The sequence below is a fragment of the Streptomyces hyderabadensis genome (assembly GCF_020404845.1).
Classification (GTDB): domain Bacteria; phylum Actinomycetota; class Actinomycetes; order Streptomycetales; family Streptomycetaceae; genus Streptomyces; species Streptomyces hyderabadensis.
The window spans coordinates 38,101-57,752 of record NZ_JAIOJZ010000031.1 but is presented as its reverse complement, the minus strand read 5'-3'; the positions used below and the strand labels follow the sequence as shown (position 1 = coordinate 57,752).

Annotated in this window: 19 protein-coding genes; 7 read left to right on the top strand and 12 right to left on the bottom strand. The window is 71.1% G+C overall.

What is annotated here, in order from left to right; all coding sequences use genetic code 11:
* Positions 1-100 precede the first annotated feature (100 nt).
* Positions 101-1,765, top strand: a complete 1,665-nt coding sequence (locus tag K7854_RS23300; RefSeq protein ID WP_226028497.1) for an ADP-ribosyltransferase domain-containing protein — start codon at positions 101-103, stop codon at positions 1,763-1,765.
* A 499-nt stretch (positions 1,766-2,264) separates the two neighbouring features.
* Positions 2,265-3,098, top strand: coding sequence for a ketopantoate reductase family protein (locus tag K7854_RS23295; protein ID WP_226028496.1), 834 nt, complete (start codon positions 2,265-2,267; stop codon positions 3,096-3,098).
* Positions 3,099-3,232: 134 nt separating this feature from the next.
* Here the strand turns inward: K7854_RS23295 and K7854_RS23290 are convergent, their stop codons facing one another.
* From K7854_RS23290 to folE, 11 genes are all read right to left on the bottom strand, one after another.
* On the bottom strand, positions 3,233-4,123 hold the full coding sequence (locus K7854_RS23290) for an NmrA/HSCARG family protein (RefSeq protein WP_226028495.1): 891 nt from the start codon (positions 4,121-4,123) through the stop codon (positions 3,233-3,235).
* A gap of 99 nt (positions 4,124-4,222) precedes the next feature.
* Positions 4,223-4,648 (bottom strand): MarR family winged helix-turn-helix transcriptional regulator, encoded by a 426-nt coding sequence (locus K7854_RS23285; protein WP_159323470.1) that lies wholly within the window; start codon positions 4,646-4,648, stop codon positions 4,223-4,225.
* A gap of 84 nt (positions 4,649-4,732) precedes the next feature.
* Complete coding sequence (locus tag K7854_RS23280) at positions 4,733-5,461, bottom strand: response regulator transcription factor (protein ID WP_226028494.1); 729 nt, start codon at positions 5,459-5,461, stop codon at positions 4,733-4,735.
* Positions 5,458-6,705: a sensor histidine kinase gene (locus K7854_RS23275; RefSeq protein WP_226028493.1), complete on the bottom strand. Its 1,248-nt coding sequence runs from the start codon at positions 6,703-6,705 to the stop codon at positions 5,458-5,460. The genes K7854_RS23280 and K7854_RS23275 overlap by 4 nt, the downstream gene beginning before the upstream one ends.
* 96 nt (positions 6,706-6,801) lie before the next feature.
* Positions 6,802-9,015 carry an MMPL family transporter gene (locus tag K7854_RS23270; RefSeq protein WP_226028492.1) on the bottom strand — a complete coding sequence of 738 codons (2,214 nt, stop codon included), beginning with the start codon at positions 9,013-9,015 and terminating at the stop codon, positions 6,802-6,804.
* Positions 9,016-9,227: 212 nt separating this feature from the next.
* Positions 9,228-9,791 carry a PP2C family protein-serine/threonine phosphatase gene (locus K7854_RS23265; RefSeq protein ID WP_372481062.1) on the bottom strand — a complete coding sequence of 188 codons (564 nt, stop codon included), beginning with the start codon at positions 9,789-9,791 and terminating at the stop codon, positions 9,228-9,230.
* Between the two features lie 247 nt (positions 9,792-10,038).
* Complete coding sequence (locus tag K7854_RS23260; RefSeq protein WP_226028491.1) at positions 10,039-11,007, bottom strand: TIGR01777 family oxidoreductase; 969 nt, start codon at positions 11,005-11,007, stop codon at positions 10,039-10,041.
* Between the two features lie 273 nt (positions 11,008-11,280).
* Positions 11,281-12,024, bottom strand: a complete 744-nt coding sequence (locus K7854_RS23255; protein ID WP_226028490.1) for a pyrimidine reductase family protein — start codon at positions 12,022-12,024, stop codon at positions 11,281-11,283.
* On the bottom strand, positions 12,024-12,899 hold the full coding sequence (gene folP / locus K7854_RS23250; RefSeq protein ID WP_226028489.1) for a dihydropteroate synthase: 876 nt from the start codon (positions 12,897-12,899) through the stop codon (positions 12,024-12,026). Before folP ends, K7854_RS23255 begins: the two co-directional genes overlap by 1 nt.
* 38 nt (positions 12,900-12,937) lie before the next feature.
* Positions 12,938-14,185: an NAD(P)/FAD-dependent oxidoreductase gene (locus K7854_RS23245; protein ID WP_226028488.1), complete on the bottom strand. Its 1,248-nt coding sequence runs from the start codon at positions 14,183-14,185 to the stop codon at positions 12,938-12,940.
* Positions 14,186-14,218: 33 nt separating this feature from the next.
* A complete protein-coding gene (gene folE, locus K7854_RS23240; RefSeq protein WP_226028487.1) occupies positions 14,219-14,833 on the bottom strand; it encodes a GTP cyclohydrolase I FolE in 615 nt (204 codons plus the stop codon).
* Between the two features lie 120 nt (positions 14,834-14,953).
* Between folE and K7854_RS23235 the strand changes: the two genes are divergently transcribed.
* Complete coding sequence (locus K7854_RS23235; RefSeq protein ID WP_226028486.1) at positions 14,954-15,661, top strand: helix-turn-helix transcriptional regulator; 708 nt, start codon at positions 14,954-14,956, stop codon at positions 15,659-15,661.
* A 231-nt stretch (positions 15,662-15,892) separates the two neighbouring features.
* A complete protein-coding gene (locus K7854_RS23230) occupies positions 15,893-16,279 on the top strand; it encodes a hypothetical protein (protein WP_226028485.1) in 387 nt (128 codons plus the stop codon).
* Positions 16,280-16,416: 137 nt separating this feature from the next.
* Here K7854_RS23230 and K7854_RS23225 read toward each other — a convergent pair whose 3' ends face one another.
* Positions 16,417-17,352 carry a helix-turn-helix domain-containing protein gene (locus tag K7854_RS23225; RefSeq protein WP_226028484.1) on the bottom strand — a complete coding sequence of 312 codons (936 nt, stop codon included), beginning with the start codon at positions 17,350-17,352 and terminating at the stop codon, positions 16,417-16,419.
* Positions 17,353-17,484: 132 nt separating this feature from the next.
* On the opposite strand from K7854_RS23225, the gene K7854_RS23220 reads away from it, so the two are divergent.
* The 3 genes from K7854_RS23220 to K7854_RS23210 all read left to right on the top strand — a co-directional run bounded on the left by K7854_RS23220 (position 17,485) and on the right by K7854_RS23210 (position 19,630).
* A complete protein-coding gene (locus K7854_RS23220) occupies positions 17,485-17,871 on the top strand; it encodes an MmcQ/YjbR family DNA-binding protein (protein WP_226028483.1) in 387 nt (128 codons plus the stop codon).
* Positions 17,868-18,236 (top strand): MmcQ/YjbR family DNA-binding protein, encoded by a 369-nt coding sequence (locus K7854_RS23215; RefSeq protein ID WP_226028482.1) that lies wholly within the window; start codon positions 17,868-17,870, stop codon positions 18,234-18,236. Before K7854_RS23220 ends, K7854_RS23215 begins: the two co-directional genes overlap by 4 nt.
* 89 nt (positions 18,237-18,325) lie before the next feature.
* The gene (locus K7854_RS23210; protein WP_226028481.1) at positions 18,326-19,630 is read left to right on the top strand and encodes a replication-associated recombination protein A; all 1,305 of its coding nucleotides are present in this window, start codon (positions 18,326-18,328) and stop codon (positions 19,628-19,630) included.
* Positions 19,631-19,652: the final 22 nt, after the last annotated feature.

The window sequence follows — 19,652 nt, the reverse complement described above, 5'->3', positions numbered from 1 at the left end:
CGCCCAGGGCGCGGACACCGGTGACGACCTTGCCGCACCTGTTCAACCTGCCGGGGCGCCCGTGGAGGCGTCCGGTTCGAGTGTCGGGAGTTCCACCCTCGTGAGTGATGTCGACGTGACGGCCGCGGGCGATGCCGGTTCCCCGGCCGGAGATCCGCTGGGACTGGCCGACTTGTTCACCGGCGGCGGCGAGCCGTGGCTGCCGCTGATCAGACCGGTGATCGAGGCGCAGCCGGGAGCCGCCGACTTCATCGGCCCGAAGCGCAGCCCGGAGGTCGTTCCGGTGCGCGAGCTGACGTTCCAGGCGTTGAAGCCGCACCCGCCGGAGAAGTGGAAGGTGGTCGTCTTCGGACAGAACCCCTATCCACGGGCGGAGAGCGCGACCGGCATCGCGATGTTCGACAACACCTTCAACGACTGGAAGGACAGCCAGTTCGGCAGGGTCGTCAGCATCCGCTGCCTCATCAAAGCTGCCGCGATGTGGAAGTACGGCATCGTCAAGAAGACACCGATCGCCGACGTCCGTGCCCTGCTGAAGAGGGAGGACACGGTTCAGCCACCCGAGTGGTTCCAGGCGATGCTCACCCAGGGTGTGCTGCTGCTGAACGCGTCCCTCACGGCGAGCGCGGACGGGGCAATGGCCACCGATCGGCATACGTCGTTCTGGCGCCCCGTGGTCGAGCAGATCGTCGAGGAGATCCTCCGGGCCAAGCAGGATGCGGTGGAGGAGGACGACCGGGGGGTGGTGTTCGCCTGGTGGGGCGCGCACGCCCGCAGCCTGAAGAGGGTCGTCCAGCGGCTGGAGAAGAAGTACCCGGGGGTGCGGGTGCGTCACCTGGACCACGCCAATCCGGCCGCGCAGGGGGATCTGTTCTGCGAGGGCGACCACTTCGCCCAGGTGAACGACGCCCTGGCGGTGGTGGGGGCCGAGCCGGTCGACTGGCTGCCGCAGAAGGGCTGGGACCAGGGAGCGAACGGGGCCGACGGGCCCAAGGGCGATGGTGTCGCACAGCGGATGGGGGCGTTCATCGCCTCCACGATGGAGTTGCACCAGCTGTATCTGGAGCGGCTCACCAGCGTCAAGGACGAGGGCCTCGTTCTGCCGCCCGTCACCGGGGTGTTCGACACGCCTCTGGTGGACTTCCAGAAGGCCGTCGAGCCGGTCTCGCGGGTGCTCGCCCACCTGGATCGGCATATCGATCTTTCACGCCGTTTCGGGGAGACGAAGGCAGCGGAGGCGGCGTCCGCGGGTGCGGTGTCCGGGGAGGCCGCGGGCGCCATGTCGGCCGACGCGATCTCGGCCCTCTACCTGTACACGTGCGAGTCGGGTTTCTACCGCGAGATCAACGCCGTGCTGCGCTCGTCGGACCGCGAGCGCGTGGTGCCGTACCTGTCATACCTGCGGTTGCTGTTCTCGGCGATGGAGGCGTTGCCTGCGCAGACGCGGCCGTTGTGGCGTGGTGTGGCGCTGGATCTGCGGTCCCAGTACCCGCTGGGACGGACGGTGACGTGGTGGGGCGTGTCGTCGTGCACGTCCGAGCCGGGGGTGGCCCGCGCGTTCCTCGGCACGCGTGGTCGGCGGACGTTGTTCGAGGTGACGCCTGCGCGGGCGGTGGGGATCCGGCAGTTCTCCGCGTTCACGGGTGAGGAGGAGTACATCCTCGCGCCGGGGACGCAGTTGAAGGTGACGGAGGTGAAGGCCGAACGTGGGGGACTGTGCACCGTGCGGCTGACCGAGCTGGAGGGGGCCGGCCTGGTGTCATGACGTGCCCGGGCCCGGGCCCGCGTGGCAACGCGGCCCGGGTTCCAGTGGGGCCTCCCAGCCGATGGCCGTCGCCCAACCATGACACTCCTTGTCCTTCCCTGCCTGCTGTTGCTCTGGTGCCGGCTCAAGTACGGCCTGCTGCCGCTGCGGTGGCAGAACTCCTACCTCGCCGGCCCCGATGCCCCGTTGCAACGCGCGTGCAGGGGTGCCGCCCGGGGCCGCTGGGAGCCCGCGGCCCAGCTCTTCGAGGACGCCGGCCAGGACTGGGAGCGCCGCTCCCTGTACGCACAGCGGTTGGGGGACGTCGTTGCCAGGGGGAGCGACCGTTGGCTGAAGGGTCCAAAGGTGCCATGCCCGCCGCTGCGCGACCCGAACGTGTCCGAGGACGGCGACGAGGGGGTGAGTGAGCCGCCCCAGGCTTATCGCCAGGCCCGGGTCGGCGGCGCGCTCATTGCTGCCGTCAGGAACGTGATCGCCCAGTGCCGGGCGTCGGCACGGCGTGCAGCTCGCCGAGGAAGACAGCCCTGCCGTCAGGCGGGTGTCCGTACCGGTGGTCGAGCACCCGGACGGCGGGTGCGGCCTGACCGCCGTTCTCGTCCGTACCCATCAAGGTGACGCGGTGCTGGAGTCACTCGCCGGCCTCGAAGGCGACGTGCTGTTCCTGCCCGCCTGGGCGGCCGGAGCGGAGCCGCTGGGCGCGGCGATCGGCCGCGAGCGAGTGCTGCTGGGCTTCCCGCCACTGGGCGGCACGATGGACGGCGACATAATCCGCTACCGCGCGACCAACTTCATGACCAGCCGGGTCCCGATGCCGATCGGCGAACCCGACGGCGGAACCACCCCGCGCCTGGAGCGGATCGTCCGGGAGTTCCGCACCGCCGGGATCAAGGCCAAGGCCGAGCCGCGGATGGATGCCTGGCTCAGGACACACGCCGCGTTCACGATGCCCCTCGGGCAGGCTGTGCACGCGGCGGGTGGCCCGGTGGCGCTGGCTGACGATCCCGAGGCGGTCCGCGGCATGCTCCACCTCATGCGGCAGAACCTGGCCGCCCTGCCGACCCCGCCGGTCCCGCGCGCGTTCGCCGCACTGCAGACCCTCCCGGAAGGGCTGCTCGTGGCCATGCTGCGGCGCTTCCTGTGCAGCACAACGGCTGCGCACAGCGGGCTCGGCGACGTCTCCCCCGACGGCGGCCGAACTGGGGCGGCTGGCAGAACAGATGCGTGCTCATGCGAAGTTCCGGTAGGCCATGGGCGGCAGTGGCTGCTCGGCCGCATCGCAGCCGAGTGCGCCGGCGCCCACTCCTGGGTCCAGACGCCGGCGCGGCGGCCTTGACCAGTGTGCCGGTGTCGGCCTCGGGCGCGCCCCGGGAGCTTCGTGACTACTTCAACCGTGGGCGGATGCGTTGCCGTCCCCGGAGCGCCCAGAGCGTGGGCACGGTCGAGGGGCCGTGCATCGCGGCCGGCGGCTCAGGAACCAGCTACGTTGGTCGGCGCGGTCCAGCCGGAAGCTCGGATCCACTCGGCCAGGTCCAGGGTGGCCGGCTCGATCGAGCACACCACCGCGGAGTCCGTGGGGTATTCGGCCGCCTTCGCGAACTCGCGGAACATCACCCTGTCGAGGTCGGTGGGGAGCACGCTCAACGGGAGGACCTCGTACCGTGCCGGGAGCCCGGCGTGCGCGCCGAACGCCGCGGCGATCTGGGGGCCCGTCAGCTCGTCGCCGACGAGCTCGACGGCTCCGCCGGGAGCCTGCGCGGTGTCGAGCAGGAGCGCGGCGGCGACCCGGCCGATGTCCCTGACCGAGATCATCTTCAGGGGGACGTCGTTTGGCAGCGGCAGCCTCAGCACGATCTCCCCCTGCTCCAGGCTCGGTGCCATCACGTTCGTGAAGTTCTCCATGAAGGCGGTCGCGCGGACCATCGAGGCCCTGAGGCCGGACTTCCTCAGGTGCTGCTCGATAGCGTGCTTCGAGTCGTGGTGCGGCACACCCGACTCCCGGTCCGCTCCGAACACCGAGTTGAACACGACGTGGGGGACGCCCGCCTCGGCCGCCGCGTCGACGAGTGCGGTACCGATGCGGATCTCCGCCTCGACCTCTTCGAGGCTGTTCGCCTCCGGGGTCATGAAGTAGAACCCCTCGACCGCCGCCAGTGCGGTGGCCAGCGACGCCGGGTCGTCGGCCCGGACGGTCGCCAGTTCGACGCCGCGGGCGGCCAGCGTCCGAGCCCGGTCGGACTGCGGGTCGCGGACCAAAGCCCGCACCCGCGCCTTGTGGTCCAGCAGCGCGTCGACCACCGCCCCACCCTGCTGCCCCGTCGCGCCGAAGACTGCGATCGTGCCGGTCTTCTGAGTGCTCATCGCTGCCACCCTCCACTAGTTCATGTCGTGAACTAAATTAGTTCACGACATGAACTTCGTCAAGGCATGGGTGTATCGCGAACCTCACGGCCTGATGGGTCAGTTCGAGGTGGGCGGAGAGAGGTCCGAGGTGTCCACGACGGCGGTGGCCAGGCGCGCGAAGTCGCGCTGGTCGTCGGCGTCGAGGTTCCTCGCGATCTCGGGCAGGCGCTTGGCGATCTCGGCGTAAACGGCCTCGGCGAGCACCTTCCCCGTGGGCGTCGCACTGAGCATGACGACCCGTCGGTCCTGCGCCGAGCTTGTCCGGCCGACCAGCTCGCGCCGTGCGGTGCGATCGACCAGCTGGCTCAATGCGTTCTTGGTCATACCCAACGACGCAGCGAGGTAGGCCATCTGTCGCGGCTCGTTCCTGACTGCGCAGAGCAGCGTGGCCTGCGAAGGGGTCAGGTCGAACTCGGCGCAGATCTGTGCGTACTTGCGTTGAATCACCACCGCGAGCCAGAAGAGCTTGTCGCCATGGTCCACGCCGACCTCCCTGGTCCGATGTCGAACGATCAGCCTACTCGTCGCGGCCGGCAGTCTGCCGCAACGGTCCGATGCCGACGTACCTCAGCCGGCAATCCCATCAGGTGTACTGGAGCTCCCGTGCCTCGGCGGGACCCCGTTGTCCCCTCCCGCCTGCACCAGGCCCGTCTGGTATGCGATGACGACGAGCTGTGCCCGGTCGCGGGCGTTGAGTTTCGTCATCGCGCGGTGGATGTGCGTCCGTACCGTGAGCGGGCTGACCACCAGCAGCTCGGCGATCTCCGCGTTGGACTTGCCTTCGGCCGCCCGCGCCATCACTTCCCGTTCCCTTCCGGTGAGGTCGGCCAGCCGTTCCGGGGGCGCCAGGTAGGTGCCGGGGGCCGGGGAGGTGAGGAAGCGGGTGATCAGGGTGCGGGTGGCGCCGGGGGAGAGCAGCGCCTCCCCGGAGGCCACCGTGCGAATGCCGACCAGCAGGGCGTCCGCGGTGACGTCCTTGCCGAGGAAGCCGCTGGCCCCGGCCCGCAGCGCCTGAGCGACGTAGTCCTCGGTCTCGAAGGTGGTCAGGATCAGTACCCGGGTGCTCGCCAGCTCTGGATCGGCGCAGATCCCCGCGGTGCCGGACAGGCCGTCCGTCCCGGGCATGCGGATGTCCATGAGCACCACGTCCGGGTGGTGGGTTCGGGCCAGCTCCAGCGCTTCCGCCCCGTTGGACGCCTCTCCGACGACCTCCATGTCCGGGCAGGAGTCGATCAGGATGCGGAATGTGGCCCGCAGCAGGGCCTGGTCGTCGGCGAGCAGCACCTTCACGGTCATGGGGACTCTCCTTCGACGACGGCGGCGGCGGACGCTTGCAGCGGCAGCGCGGTGGTGACCTCGAAACCGCCCTCGGGGCGGGGCCCCGCGCACAGGTCGCCGCCGATGGACTGGGCGCGCTCCCGCATGCCCCGCAACCCGAAACCGCCGGACGTCCCGTTGACGGCGGTGACGGTGTCCGGGCCGTCATTGCTGACGGTGATGAGCAGCCGGGAGTCGGCGTAGGTGAAGCCGACATGGGCGGCGCGTTCGGGGGCATGCTTGGCGACGTTGGTGAGGGCTTCCTGCACGATCCGGTACGCGGTCAGATCCACGCCCGGCGTCAGCGGGCGGCGCACGCCCTCCTGGTGGACGACGACCTCCAGGCCCGCCGAGCGGTAGGAATCGATCAGCTCGGGAAGGCGGGCGAGTCCCGGCGCCGGGTCCAGGCCCTCGCCCTCGGGCCGGTCGTCCTGGCGCAGCAGGCCCAGGGTGGCCTTGAGCTCGCGCAGCGCCGCGGAGGTGGTGCCGGTGAGGTCGTCGAGGATCTTCCGGCTCTGCTCGGGGCTGCTGCGCGAGAGGTGGGCGGCGGTGCCGGCCTGGGCGTTGGCGAGGGCCAGGTGGTGGGCCACAACGTCGTGCAACTCGCGGGCGATGCGCATGCGTTCCTCGGTGACCCGCAGCCGGGCCTCCTCCTCCCGGGTGCGTTCGGCGTGCTCGGCCCGCGCCTTGACCGCTTCCAGGTAGTCGCCGCGCAGCCGGGCCAGGCTGCCGCCGACGAGCGGCAGGGCCATCCAGAACACCGGGCCGACCACGGTCAGGACCGGGGAAAGGTCGCGCATGCCGTCGGAGAACAGGTTCACCGTCAGCAGAGCCACCGTGACGACGAGCGCGTACAGGCGAACGGTCCGGCGGTCGCACAGGACGGCCAGCCAGTACATCGCGGCGAGCAGCGGGGCCAGCAGCATCGGGGTGAGCAGGTACCCCCGCGCGATCGCGGCGATGGTGACCCCGGCGACCACGACCACGACCGTGCGGGTGTGGGTGCGGTACTTCAGCAGGACGAAGCAGGACAGGCCGAGCAGGATCTCCAGCGACTTCCCCGTGTCCGGGCGGTCGACGCCGGGGAGGCTGAGCTGGGTGCCGAAGAAGGCGCAGCCGATGAGGGCCAGCACCATCGTCACTTCCAGGAAGCGGGGGAAGCGCGAGAAGCGCGACGCGTACTGCTCCACGCGCTCGGTGTAGCGCTCCAGACTGCTGTTCATGGTGGGCTCTCTCGGGTGAGGGGCTGGCATCCATGGTGGACGATGCGAAGCCGCCCGGATCGCGGGGGCGACCTCGGGCGGCTTCCGCGCATCCGGTCATGCGCGGGCGAGGTCTTTCTCGGCCGGTTCCGCCTCGGGCTCGGCCGGGCGGGTCAGGGCCTCGCCCTCCACGTCGACCCGGGGCAGGATCCGGTCCAGCCACTTCGGCAGCCACCAGGCCCGCTCGCCGAGCAGGGCGAGGACGGCCGGGACGATCGCCATCCGGACCACGAAGGCGTCGAGCAGGACGGCCGAGGCGAGGCCGAAGCCGATCATCTTGATCATGGCGTCGCTGTCCCCGATGAACCCCGAGAACACCGCGATCATGATCAGCGCGGCGGCCACGACGACCCGGGCGCTGTGCTGGAACCCGGAGGTCACGGCCTGGGCCGGCCGCTCACCGTGGACGTATGCCTCGCGCATCCGCGAGACCAGGAAGACCTCGTAGTCCATCGCGAGGCCGAAGACGATGCCCACCAGGAAGATCGGCATCAGGCTCATGATGGGGCCGGTGGTCTCTACCCCCAGCAGATCGGCGCCGTGGCCCTGCTGGAAGACCACGACCACCGCGCCGAGCGAGGCGAGCACCGAGAGCAGGAAGCCGGCGGCCGCCTTCAGCGGGACCAGGATCGAGCGGAAGACCACCAGCAGCAGGATCACGGCGAGCCCGACCACCACGAGCAGGTACGGCACCAGCGCGGACTGCACCTTCTCGGAGACGTCGATGTTCATCGCGGTGGTCCCGGTGACCTCGAAGGTCGCCCCGGCCTCGGACTCGATGCCGGGCCGGTCGCCGCGGATCGTGTTGACCAGGTCCTTGGTCTCCTGGCCGGTCGGCGCGGTGGCGGGGACGACGGAGAAGACGGCCGTGTCGCCGGATTCGTTGAACTGGGCCGGGGACACCGACACCACGCCCTCGGTGCCGCCGATCCGCTCGGAGACGGTCCCGGCCGCGGCCTTCGGGTCATCGGCGTCCTTGGCGTCCACGACCACGGTCAACGGTCCGTTGAAGCCGGGCCCGAAACCCTCGGCGAGCGCGTCGTAGGCCCGCCGCTGGGTGGTCTCCGTGGACTTGGCCTCGTCGCCGGGCATACCGAGCTGAAGGTCGGTCATCGGCAGCGCCAGGGCGCCGAGGCCCGCGACGGCCGCGAGCAGCACGGGCAGCGGGCGGCGCAGTACGAAGCCCGCCCAGCGGGTGCCGCCGTTGACCTTGCGCGTCTCCCGCGGCGTACCGCCCGCTCGGCGGGCCTTGCGGTCCTTGCGGGCCAGGACGGCATTGGGCCAGAAGCCGAGGAAGGCCGGGACCAGGGTGAGCGCGATGAGGACGCCGACGACGACCGCGCCCGCCGCGCCCAGGCCCATCTCCGTCAGCATCGGGATGCCGACGACGGAGAGACCGGCGAGCGCGATGACGACGGTGAGCCCGGCGAAGACCACGGCGGAGCCCGCGGTGCCGGTGGCGAGGGCGACGGCCTCCTGGGCGGTCCGCCCCTTGGCGCGCTCCTCGCGGTAGCGGGAGACGATGAACAGGGCGTAGTCGATGCCGACGGCCAGGCCCAGCATGACGGCCACGGTGCTGGTGGTGTCGGCCAGGCCCAGCGGACCGGCCAGGGCCGTGATGGCGAACAGGCTGATGCCGACGCCGATGAGCGCGGTGAGCAGCGGGAGTCCGGCGGCGGCCAGTGAGCCGAAGGTGATCAGCAGGACGACGGCGGCGACGGAGATGCCGATTGCCTCGGCGGTGCCGCTGGGTCCGCCCATGTCCTCCATGGCGTCGCCGCCCGCCTCGACGGTGAGCCCGGAGTCACGGGCGTGCTCGAGCGACTCTGCCAGGTGGCTGCGGCTGGCGTCGGTGAGGCCGGCGGCGTCGACCTTGTAGGTCACGGTCGTGTACGCGGTGAGGCCGTCCTCGCTGACCGCGCCGGACTCGTACGGGTCGACGGTGCTCTCGACCTGGGTGCCGTCCCCGAGTTCGGCTATCGCGGCCTCGACGGCCTTCTTGTTCTCGGTGGCGGTGACCTTCTCGCCGTTCGGCGAGACGAAGACGACGCGGGCGGTGGCGCCGTCGGCGGCGGCGCCGGGGAACCGCTCCTCCATCAGGTCGAAGGCTTCCTGCGACTCGATCCCCGGCATGGCGAAGGGTTCCTCCTCCGCCTCCGGCGCGGTCATGCCGGCAAGTCCTACGGCGGCCAGTACGGCGGCCCAGACAAGGGCAACGGTCCAGCGTCGCCTGAAGGCCAAGCGGCCCATTCGATACAGAAAAGCAGCCACGGGGAGGTCTCCGCATCCGGGTCTCGAAGGTGCCTCCAGACTGCTGAAGAGGGGAGTGTCCTGTCGTCGTCCCGCTGCCGACACTGCGGGGTACTGAATACGCAGTACTACGCCCTCGGCGGGTCCCACCCGGGGACGAGAGCGGGTCGGCCTCAGGTCGCGGGGCCAACACGGACTCGTGTCCGGAGCCCTGGCCCCTTTCTACTCGTCGATCACTTTCCACGACCTTGGGTGCGCAGGGCGAGAAGGGCAATGTCGTCCTCGTTGGCTGCGGGGCGGGCACGGGCGAGTAGCTTGTCTGTGAAGGTGTCCAGGGACTGGTGTGAGAGGGCAGCGGCGTGGCGGCTCAGCCTGTCGAGTCCGTCGTCGAGTGATGCGCCGGGCTCTTCGATGAGGCCGTCGGTATACAGCAGTAGTGTGGCCCCCGGTGGCAGGAGCAGCGATACGTCCGGGCGTGGCTCCCGCAGTCCTGTCCCGAGGAGTATCCCGTGTGCGCCGAGGGATGCGACGTGCGTGAGCCTGGCCAGGACGAGGGTGGCCATGGCGGGCCCGGACATTTGCATGGTGGCTTGGTCCAGCCATTCGACGATCTTGCTGGGGGGTTTTCTGCTGGGAGAAGGCGTAGGCGCGCAGCATTTTCGCAGTTGGGCCATGTCGGCCGCTGCGTCAAGATCATGTCCGGCCACGTCTCCGATGACCAATGCGGTTGCGCCGTCGGGCAGGACGAACGCGTCGCACCAGTCGCCGCCGACCTGGGAAGCGTCCGGTGCCGGCATGCAGCGGGCTGTCATCTGTAGTTCGGGCACACGTGGCAGGTGCCGGAACCCTCGTCGGGATCTCGTTGACATGTCTCACGATGCCGCAGCAGGGGAGCATGGTCGATTACGCCAGCGGTAATGGCCGGGTGGAGGGCTTCCACGTGCGTCGTCAAGCCCGAGTTGGTCATGCGACGGGAAGGTGGTGCACATGGACTACGGCGACCACTTCCTCAGCTGTGAAGGCTTCAGGGGATGAAGAGGACGATCACCGGCGTGCCGCAGGGCCGCGTCCGACCCGTTCGCGTACCCGGCGCACCAGCTCATCCGCGGCCTGCGGCCACTGTGTGTACTGAAAGTCGAAGCCTGCCTGGTCCAATCTGCCTGGGACGACACGGCGGCTCTTCAGCAGCAGTTCGGTGTCGGTACGCAGAGCGAACGCGCCGACCTCGGCCATCCACTTGGTCGCGGGGAGACCCACCGGTACACCCCACGCGGAGCGCAGGGTGCGCATGAACGCGCGCTGTGGCAGGGGATGGGGAGCCGCCAGGTGCACCGGTCCCGCGATGTCTCCCCGGTCGATCAGAAACTCCACCGCGCGCACGAAGTCGTGTTCGTGGATCCACGACACGTACTGTGCGCCACCGGCGACCGGGCCGCCGAGACCCAGGCGGGCCAGTCCCAGCAGGACGGCGAAGACCCCGCCGGGGTCGGGGCTCATCACCATGGCCGAGCGCAGAGCGACCTTGCGCGTGGCCGGCGTCTCGGCCTGCCGCTGAGCCTGCTCCCAGGCTTTGGCGATCTCGACGCTGTACGCCCAGTAGTCCGGCACGCCCGGTTCGGTACCGCCGGTCACACCGGTGGCCTCGTCGTTGGGGGCGTCGAAGCGGTGCGCGTACACCGTCGCGGTGCTCATCTGCAGCCAGACGCGGGGCGGCCGGGCAGCACCCGCGATCGCGGCGCCCACGACCCGGGCGGAGTCGACCCGGGAGTCCATCATTTCCTGCAGATTGGCCGCCGTGTACCGGCAACTCACGGAGCGTCCGGCCAGATTGATGACGACATCGCTGCCGTCCACCGCAGCCGTCCACGGCCCCAGGGTCCGACCGTCCCACTGGACCTCGCCCTCGCGCTTGGGCTGTCTGGTCAGGATCACGACCTCGTGGCCGGCGCCGCCCAGTGCGCGCTTCAGGACAGCGCCGACCTGTCCGGTGCCGCCTGGAATCACAATCTTCATCGGCTCCCCTCCTTCGTCTCGGGTGAGCTTAGACCAAAGAGTTGAACACGTTCAAAACTGGTGGGTGGTCCACCCCCTCGGGCGGCCCCGCCGTGGGTCAGGGCACTGGACGTCAACTGGGGGCGTTGTCTGTCGGGTCCCGTGATGTCGAGGCAGGGCATGGCGGACGGCCTCTCGTTCGCCCCCCGAAACCCCCTCTACGTCGCCGCGCTCCACCACGGCATCGGGCTGGTCCCGGCGTTCGACCGAAACGGGCCCCTGGGCCGTGCCGGTTCAGCGCGAGGGCGTGAGGTAGCGCAGCAGCAGGGTGTCGTCCTCGGCGAGTGCAGTGGCAAGGCGCAGGCCGGTGGGCGGGGTGGGTGGCCCGGTGGCGATCCGGCCGGCCGGGCCCGCGGTCAGCAACGGGGAGACGGTCAGACGGAGTTCGTCGACCAGTCCGGCCGCGGTCAGTGCTCCGAACAGGTGGGGCCCGCCTTCGCAGTAGATGCGCCGCAGCCCCCGCCGGTTGAGTGCGGTGACCGCCGCGGCCAGGTCGACTGTGTCCTCGCCCGCGACGACGACGTCCGCCCCGGCCTCCTGCCAGGCCCGACGCGTGGGCTCGGGTACCGAAGCGCAGGTGAGGACGGTGGTCGGGACGCGCGCCCGGGTGATGACCGGGGCGTCGGGGGGCAGTGATCGGCCCGTGCTCACCACGGCCGTCGGCGGAACGTCGGCCAGGCCGTGGCGGCGCCGGCGGTCGAGAGTCCGCCGGTCGGGATGGACACCGCGGAAGCCCTCGACCATGGCCGTGGTGGCACCGATCAGCAGGACGTCGGCGAGGTCGCTGCCGAGCCGCAGCACCTTGCGGTCGGACGGGGTCGACAGGGGCCTGGCCAGGCCGCCGACTTCCACGGCCCCGTCGGCGCTGGCGACGAAGTTGACGGCGAGCCAGCGCTCACGGTCCGGGTAGGTGTAGAGGCGTTCCAGTTCGTCGTCGTCGATGGGCCGGGCGTGTTCGGCGGGCCAGATCAGGTGCATCAGGCGATCCAGGTACTCGTACGGGCGGGAGGACGGCTGCCGTTGATGCCCGCGGCCATCTCGACGACGTGCCGGGTGGGCCGGACCTGGTGGGCCCGGAAGACGGCGGCGCCGTCCCTGGCGGCGATGGCGGTCGCCGCGAGGGTGCCGGTCAGCCGGTCCTCCAGTTCCACGTCCAGCATCTCGCCCACGAACGACTTGTTGGACAGCGCCATCAGGACCGGCCACCCGGTCCGGGTGAACTCGCGGAGGTTGCGGAGCAGGAGGAGGTGGTCGGCGGTGTTCTTGCCGTAGCCGGTGGCGTCGATGAGGATGCCGCCGCGGGGCACGCCGGCGGCTTCGGCCCGCTCCGCCAGGTCGATGACGGAGGTGCGGACGGCTGCCACCACGTCGGGGTAGTCGGGCCGGAAGGGGCCGGCGCGGGGCGTGCGGCCGCCGGTGTGCGTGCACACGTAGCCGGCCCCGTGGTCGGCGGCCACCTCGATGAGCTTCGGGTCCGCGGCGGCCCAGGCGTCGTTGAGGATGTCCGCTCCGGCCCGGCAGGCCGCGTCGCCGACTTCGTGGCGCCAGGTGTCGATACTGATCAGCAGGTCGGGGTAGCGGTCGCGGGCCCATTCCACCAGCGGAACGACGCGGGCGACTTCTTCGGCGGCCGTAACCTCCGCTCCCGGACTGGCCGTGACGCCGCCGAGGTCGATGATGTCGGCGCCCTCGGCGACGGCCCGGGCGATGGCGGACCGGGCCGCCTCGGCGGCGAAGGTGGCACCCCGGTCGTAGAAGGAGTCCGGTGTGCGATTGACGATCGCCATCACCAGGGGCCGGTCGCCGACTACGCGGCGGCCGCGGAACTCCAGGTCGACTGCTGTGGTGGGCATGGTGTGTGCGGCTCCTGTCGTCGGCCGGTCGAGGGCGCTCATGGCCGGGGCGGTGCGTCGCCGGTGGCGAGCGCGTCGAGGTCCGCCTCGGTGAGCTGCTGGGCGGAGACCCGTGCGCGGGTGCCGACCAGGGCGGTGAGTGTGTCGCCGTGGTCCCAGGAGTTGACGTTGAGGGCGGCGGTGATCCGTCCGTCGCGCAGCCAGAAGGCGAGGAACTCGCGGGTGGCCGGGTCGCCGCGCAGGACCAGTTCGTCGCGGGCGGGGTCGGCGAGGCCGCGGTACTCGCAGCCGAGGTCGTACTGGTCGGAGAAGAAGTACGGGTCGACGTCGTAGGCGTCGTGGCCGCCGAGGAGGTTGCCCGCCACGTGGGCGCCCTGCTCCTTGGCGTTGGACCAGTGCTCGACGCGTACGCGCCCCTCGTGGCGCGGGTGGTCGTGGGCGGCGATGTCGCCGGCCGCGTAGACGTCGGGGGCGGAGGTGCGCAGCGCGGCGTCGGTGGCGACCGCGCCCGCCGCGAGGTCCAGACCGGCGGCTTCGGCGATTTCGGTGCGGGGCACGGCGCCGACGCCGACGACCACCACGTCGGCGGGCAGTTCGCTGCCGTCGTCCAGCAGGACCGTCCGGCCGTCGGGGCGGACCTCGGCGCCGGTCGCCCCGACGCCCAGGCGCAAAACGACGCCGTGGTCGGCGTGCAGGTCGCGGAAGACCGCTCCGAGCTGGTCGCCGAGGACGTGCCGCAGCGGCAGCGGCACGGGGTCGACCATGGTCACCCGGGCGCCGCGGGCGCGGGCCGCCGAAGCGACCTCGCAGCCGATCCATCCGGCGCCGACGATCACCACGCGGGCTCCGTCGGTCAGCTTCTCGCGCAGGGCCAGGGCGTCGTCGAGGGTGCGCAGCGTGTGCACCCCGGGAGCCTCGAAGCCGGGCGGGACACGGGGGCGGGACCCGGTCGCCAGCAGCAGCCGGTCGTATCCGTGGGCCGTGCCGTCGGCGTCGACGATCTCGTGGTCGGCCGGTTCGAGCGCGGTGACGGCGGTGTCACGGCGCAGGGTGATGCCGTGGTCGTCCCAGTAGCCCGCCCCGCGGACCCAGTCAGGTTCGTCCCGCCGGCCCAGCAGGACATCCTTGGACAGCGGCGGAAGTTCGTACGGGTCGTGGGACTGCTCTCCGAACACCGTGATGTCACCGTCGAACCCCTGCTCGCGCAGGGCGGCGGCGGCCGACGCGCCGGCCAGCCCGGCGCCCACGATCAGGATCCGCCGGGGCGGGTGCTGCGATGTGCTCATGACTGCCTCCCAATGGCCTGGTGCGTTGCTCCGCTACCGCTGGACGCCGGTGAGGGCGAGGAACTCCTGGCGGGACGCCGCGTCGTCGCGCAGCGTTCCGAGCAGGGTGGAGGTGACGGTTCTCGATCCGGTGGCCCGCACTCCGCGCAGGCTCATGCAGGTGTGCTCGGCTTCGACGACGACCCCGACGCCCCGGGGCTGCAACTGCTCGGCGAGGTGGTCGGCGACCTGCTTGGTCAGCCGTTCCTGCACCTGGGGCCGGCAGGCGTAGTGCTCCACCACCCGGGCCAGCTTCGACAGCCCGAGGATCCGCGCGCCGGGCAGGTAGCCGACGTGTGCCACCCCCACGAAGGGCAGCATGTGGTGCTGGCAGACCGACCGCAGGGGGATGTCGCGGGCCAGGACGAGCTCGTCGTAGCCCTCGTCGTTGGGGAACGTGGTCATCCGGAAGGGGCGCGCGCTGAGCAGTTCGGCGTAGCCGCGGGCCATCCGGCCGGGCGTGTCCCGAGTCCCCTCGCTGTCCACCACGACCCCGAGCGCCTGCAGGAACTCCCGGGCGGCCCGCTCGGCGGCCTCCAGGTCGGGGCCGGTGACCTCTTCGGGCCCGGTGACGTCCTCGATCACCTGCAGTGCGGCTGTGGCAGTCATCTCCACGGACCCTCCTGTGACATGTGCACGGCCCTCTGTGTATCGCCAACTTCTGTTGTTTTTACAGGCTGGCCACCGCGCCAGAGATTTGTCAAATCTCATTGGTGTTACATTGGGAATGTGGGTACGAACGAGGACCGTGACAGGGACGCCATCGGCGGACTGAGCAGCCTGGACGATCCGGTGCGGCGTCGGCTGTACGACTACGTGCGGACCTGCGACGAGGCTGTCAGCCGGGAGGACGCCGCGAAGGCGGCTGGGATCAGCCGCACGCTCGCGGCCTATCACCTGGACAAGCTGGCCGAGGCGGGCCTGCTGACCGTCGGCTACGCGCGGGCCGCCGGGCGCGGCGGCCCGGGAGCCGGCCGCCCGGCCAAGCGCTACACGCGGACGGACCAGGAGCTGTCGGTCAGCGTGCCGCCCCGCGACTACGGTCTGCTCGCCGGGGTGCTGGCCGAGGCCGTCGCCGCGGACGACTCCGGAGCGGTGCGGGAGGCCGTGGCCGCCGCCGCGCACGCGGCGGGCAGGTCGGCCGGTGGCGAGGACCTGACGGCGGCGCTGCGCGGCTGCGGCTACGAGCCCGCGACGACGGCCGGGGGCAGCATCGACCTGCGCAACTGCCCCTTCCACCGGCTCGCTCGCGAGCACACGGAACTGGTGTGCTGGCTGAACCTGCACCTGGTACGGGGCGTGCTCGAGGCCGGCGGACACCAGCCCGGCCGTGCGGTGCTCGCCCCCCGCCCCGGCCGCTGCTGCGTGATCGTCGACCCGCCCGAGCAGGAGCCCGAAGCCACGGCCGCCCGACGACCGCACCGGGGCGGCCCGTAGCCCTGGCGACGGGTGATCGCCCCCGGCAAGAGCGCCACTTTCACGGCGCCGTCCACGGCGGGCGGCTTCCCCTGCACCTGCACGATCCACCCGTTCATGAAGGGCACGCTCACCGTCGAGTGACCCCGGCCTGTGGCCGCCGGCCCCGAGAACGGAGACCTGCCGTGTCGTCACAGTCCAGCGCTCCGCCCCCCGCGCCGAGGCGGCGCCGGCCGCGTCGTACGGGGTGCCGTGCGAGTGCTCGCCGCGGCCGGTCTCGCCGTGGACGCGTATCTGCACGCGCACCTCGCCGACCGGTACGACGCCATCGCGTCGAGCGTCGTCGGCCAGGGCACCCTCTTCCGCCTCGAGGCGGCCCTCGCGGCCCTGGCCGCCCTGCTCGTCCTCGTCTGGCGCCGCCTCCCCGAGGACCTCTTCGCCGCGTTGGTGGCGGTCGGCGGACTCGCGCTGCTGCTCGTGTACTGCTATGTGGACGTCGGCGAACTGGGGCCGATCCCGGACATGTACGAGCCGGTCTGGTACGGCGAGAAGGAAGCCACCGCGGTCGCCCAGGCCGTCGCCGCGCTCGCCACGCTTTCTCTGCTGCTTGTCCGGCCCCGGGGCGGTCGCGGCCACTGAGGCGCGGCCGCAGTTCTCGGCGGCATGTGCGTGCTCAGGAGCGGTATGTGCGGCCTGGTACGTCGATTCCATCGCGTATACATCTGAAGTACTCGGCCTGCCCGTCGCCCCTTGAGTACTGGGCGGGCGCACTCCGCTCATGGACCGGTGGTGGTGTCGCGGGCCGCGAACGCGGCTGGCGTGAGACCGGTGCGGTCGCGGAAGAAGCGGCCGAAGTTCGCGGGATCGGAGAAACCGAGATGAGCGGCCACAGCCCGGGCCTCCCACCGGGCATGTCCCAGCAGGCGCCGGGCTTCGAGTAGCCGCCGCTCGTCGATGAGGTGACGCACCCCTTTGCCGGTCGCGTCCCGGGCGGCGCGGCTGAGGGTGCGAACCGAGCAGCCGAGCAGCTCGGCGTAGTCTGCGGCCCGGTGGAGTTCGCGGAAGTGCAGCTCCAGGGCGTCCGCGAAGCCGCCGTAGGTGTCACCACAGCCTGGGCCGGCCGTCGCCGTGCCCGTGGGCGTGATGCCGGGGGCGTTGGCCAGGCGCAGCAGCAGCGCTTCGAGCAGGCTGCGGCGCAGGGCGTGGTGGACATCGAGGGGGCGGCGCCCGAGCGCGCGGTGTTCGTCGAGAAGCTGAAGTGCCGTCTGCCGGAGCCAGACGGCGTCGTCGGGGTGCGGGCTCAGCACGGCGGAGGCATCGTGCGCGGTGAGCGGCGCCAGCAGGCGGGCGGTGCCAGGTGCCAGGACGCCCGGTTCGAACAGGATGAACGGGCCCCGGGCGGTGCCGGGCGGATGCCAGCACTGGGTGTGTCCGGGCCGCACCCACAGCCACTGGCCGGGGGCGACGGTCCGCGTGAGGTGGTCGACGTCGTGGAGCAGCTCACCCTCGGTGACCCCGATGAGGTAGTGGAAGGTCGCGCGGCCCGGACGGGGCGGGCTCCACGGCCAGTCGTCGTGCTGGGCGAAGAAGTCCTCCACGGTGTTCACCTCCAGCCCGAAGGGCGTGCCGACCGGGGGCTGGAAACCGTACAAGGGGACCTCGGCCGGTCCGGCGTGGCCATGGAGAGCCGGATGTCGTTTGTCGACCATCATGTGTCCGCAGCTTACCGTCCGTTTTCGGCGGTTTCCGGGCAAGGATGGACTGTGCCGCCGCACCTGCGGGAGCGCACACTCTGCGGTCTTCAGCGCCGAAGCCCGCCACCACTTCAAGGAGGACAACGCCCCATGACTCTGCACAAGACCGCCGCCGACTGCGCCCAGGAGCTCCCCGGCGCCGAGCTGGGGCACCCCTTCGGGGACGACTGGGAGGTCTTCAAGGTACGCGGCAAGGTGTTCATGCTCATGACCGACGTCCCCGGACGCCCAGTCGTGATCCTCAAGTCGGACCCCGGCGAGGCGCTCGCCCTGCGAGAACACAACAGCCACATCACCCCCGGCTACCACATGAACAAGAAGCACTGGATCACCCTGGAGGACGGGGACGGCGTGGACGAATCCCTCGTCCAAGAGCTCGTCACAGAGTCCTACCGGCTCGTCGTCGCCCACCTGCCCAGAGCCAGGCAGCCCGTCGACCCGCACACCTACGCCGGCGGCACGCGGGCATCCCGGTGAGCGCGGCCGGCGACCGGCTCCAGGACGCCGCGCGTACGGCAGCCCTCGCCCTGCCCGAGGTCAGCCACTCACGCCCCTTCACCCCCCAGCTCGACGTGTACAAGGTCGCGGGCAAGGTGTTCCTGATCGTCACCGACGACCCGGACGAGCAGATCATCACGGTCAAGTGCGAACCCGAACACGCCCATGCCTTCGTGCACGCCCACGCCGCGATCACACCGGGCCGCTACCTCGACAAACGCCACTGGATCACGCTCGGGCCGGGACCCGGTATCACCAAGCGCCTCATCACCGACGTGGTCGAGGACTCCTACGACCTGGTCGTCGAAGGATTGCCACGACGCGATCGCCCGAGTCCCCGATGAGCACCCCCAGCGCGCCCATCAGCGGCTGATCCGACACCTGCCAACGCCCCGTACAGAGCTTCACACGCTCGCCACCGACCGAGAGATCCATGGAACCGACCCTGCCGCTCTTCGACGAGGAGCCCGCCCGGCCGCTCGCCGACCGCCTGCGCCCCACCCGGCTGGACGAGGTCATCGGGCAGGACCACCTCCTGGCCCCGGACGGCCCGCTGGGCCGCATGGTCGCCCAGCAGCGCCTCAGCTCCGCCATCCTGTGGGGCCCGCCCGGCGTCGGGAAGACCACCATCGCCCGGCTCCTCGCCCACGCCGGCAACCTGGCCTTCGAACCGGTGTCGGCCACCTTCTCCGGCGTGGCCGACCTGCGCAAGGTCTTCGCGGCCGCGCAACGCCGGCGCGGCATCGGCCAGGGCACCCTGCTGTTCGTCGACGAGATCCACCGCTTCAACCGCGCCCAGCAGGACAGCTTCCTCCCCTACGTCGAGGACGGCACCATCACCCTGATCGGCGCCACCACGGAGAACCCGAGCTTCGAACTCAACGGCTCCCTCCTCTCCCGCGCCCAGGTCCTCGTCCTCAAGCGCCTCGACGAAGCCGCCCTGTCCACCCTCCTCGACCGCGCCGAACACCTCACCGGCCACCGCCTGCCCCTGGACGACGCCGCCCGACGCTCCCTGATCGCCATGGCCGACGGCGACGGCCGCTACCTCCTCAACATGGCCGAACAGCTCCAAGCCCTCCCCGACACCGGGACCGCCCTGGACCCCGCCGCGCTCGCCCACCACATCCAGCAGCGCGCCCCGCTGTACGACAAGGCGCAGGAGGGCCACTACAACCTGATCTCCGCGCTCCACAAGTCGATGCGCGGCTCCGACCCGGACGCGGCCCTGTACTGGCTCGCCCGCATGCTCGACGGCGGCGAGGACCCCCTGTTCGTCGCCCGCCGGCTGGTTCGGTTCGCGAACGAGGACATCGGCATCGCCGACCCGCACGCCGTTCAGCAGGCGCTCGCCGCCTGGGACGTGTACGAGCGGCTCGGCACCCCCGAAGGCGAGCTGGCGATCGCCCAGGCAGTCGTCTACCTCGCCACCGCCCCCAAGTCCATCGCCGTCCATCGCGGCTTCAACGCCGCCGACCGAGCCGCCCGGCGCACCGGCTCACTCCTGCCGCCCGCCCACATCCTCAACGCCCCGACCCGGCTGATGAAGGACCTCGGCTACGGCAAGGACTACCAGTACGACCCCGACACCACCGACGGCTTCTCCGGCGCCGACTACTTCCCCGACGGCATGGACCGCGAGACGTACTACGAGCCCACCCGCAACGGCTACGAAGCCCAGATCACCGAACGCCTACGCCACTGGGCCGCCCTGCGCGCTCGCAGACAACGCGAATGACCGAAGGCCAGTCGCCACCGTC

Bases quoted from the DNA above. Each gene is read 5' to 3' on its own strand.
- K7854_RS23220 (WP_226028483.1), top strand. From the start codon at position 17,485: ATGACTCTGCACAAGACCGCCGCCGACTGCGCCCAGGAGCTCCCCGGC.
- K7854_RS23265 (WP_372481062.1), bottom strand. From the start codon at position 9,791: ATGCCGGCACCGGACGCTTCCCAGGTCGGCGGCGACTGGTGCGACGCG.
- K7854_RS23210 (WP_226028481.1), top strand. From the start codon at position 18,326: ATGGAACCGACCCTGCCGCTCTTCGACGAGGAGCCCGCCCGGCCGCTC.
- folP (WP_226028489.1), bottom strand. From the start codon at position 12,899: ATGCCCACCACAGCAGTCGACCTGGAGTTCCGCGGCCGCCGCGTAGTC.
- K7854_RS23225 (WP_226028484.1), bottom strand. From the start codon at position 17,352: ATGATGGTCGACAAACGACATCCGGCTCTCCATGGCCACGCCGGACCG.
- K7854_RS23275 (WP_226028493.1), bottom strand. From the start codon at position 6,705: ATGAACAGCAGTCTGGAGCGCTACACCGAGCGCGTGGAGCAGTACGCG.
- K7854_RS23245 (WP_226028488.1), bottom strand. From the start codon at position 14,185: ATGAGCACATCGCAGCACCCGCCCCGGCGGATCCTGATCGTGGGCGCC.
- folE (WP_226028487.1), bottom strand. From the start codon at position 14,833: ATGACTGCCACAGCCGCACTGCAGGTGATCGAGGACGTCACCGGGCCC.
- K7854_RS23260 (WP_226028491.1), bottom strand. From the start codon at position 11,007: ATGAAGATTGTGATTCCAGGCGGCACCGGACAGGTCGGCGCTGTCCTG.
- K7854_RS23290 (WP_226028495.1), bottom strand. From the start codon at position 4,123: ATGAGCACTCAGAAGACCGGCACGATCGCAGTCTTCGGCGCGACGGGG.
- K7854_RS23280 (WP_226028494.1), bottom strand. From the start codon at position 5,461: ATGACCGTGAAGGTGCTGCTCGCCGACGACCAGGCCCTGCTGCGGGCC.
- K7854_RS23255 (WP_226028490.1), bottom strand. From the start codon at position 12,024: ATGCACCTGATCTGGCCCGCCGAACACGCCCGGCCCATCGACGACGAC.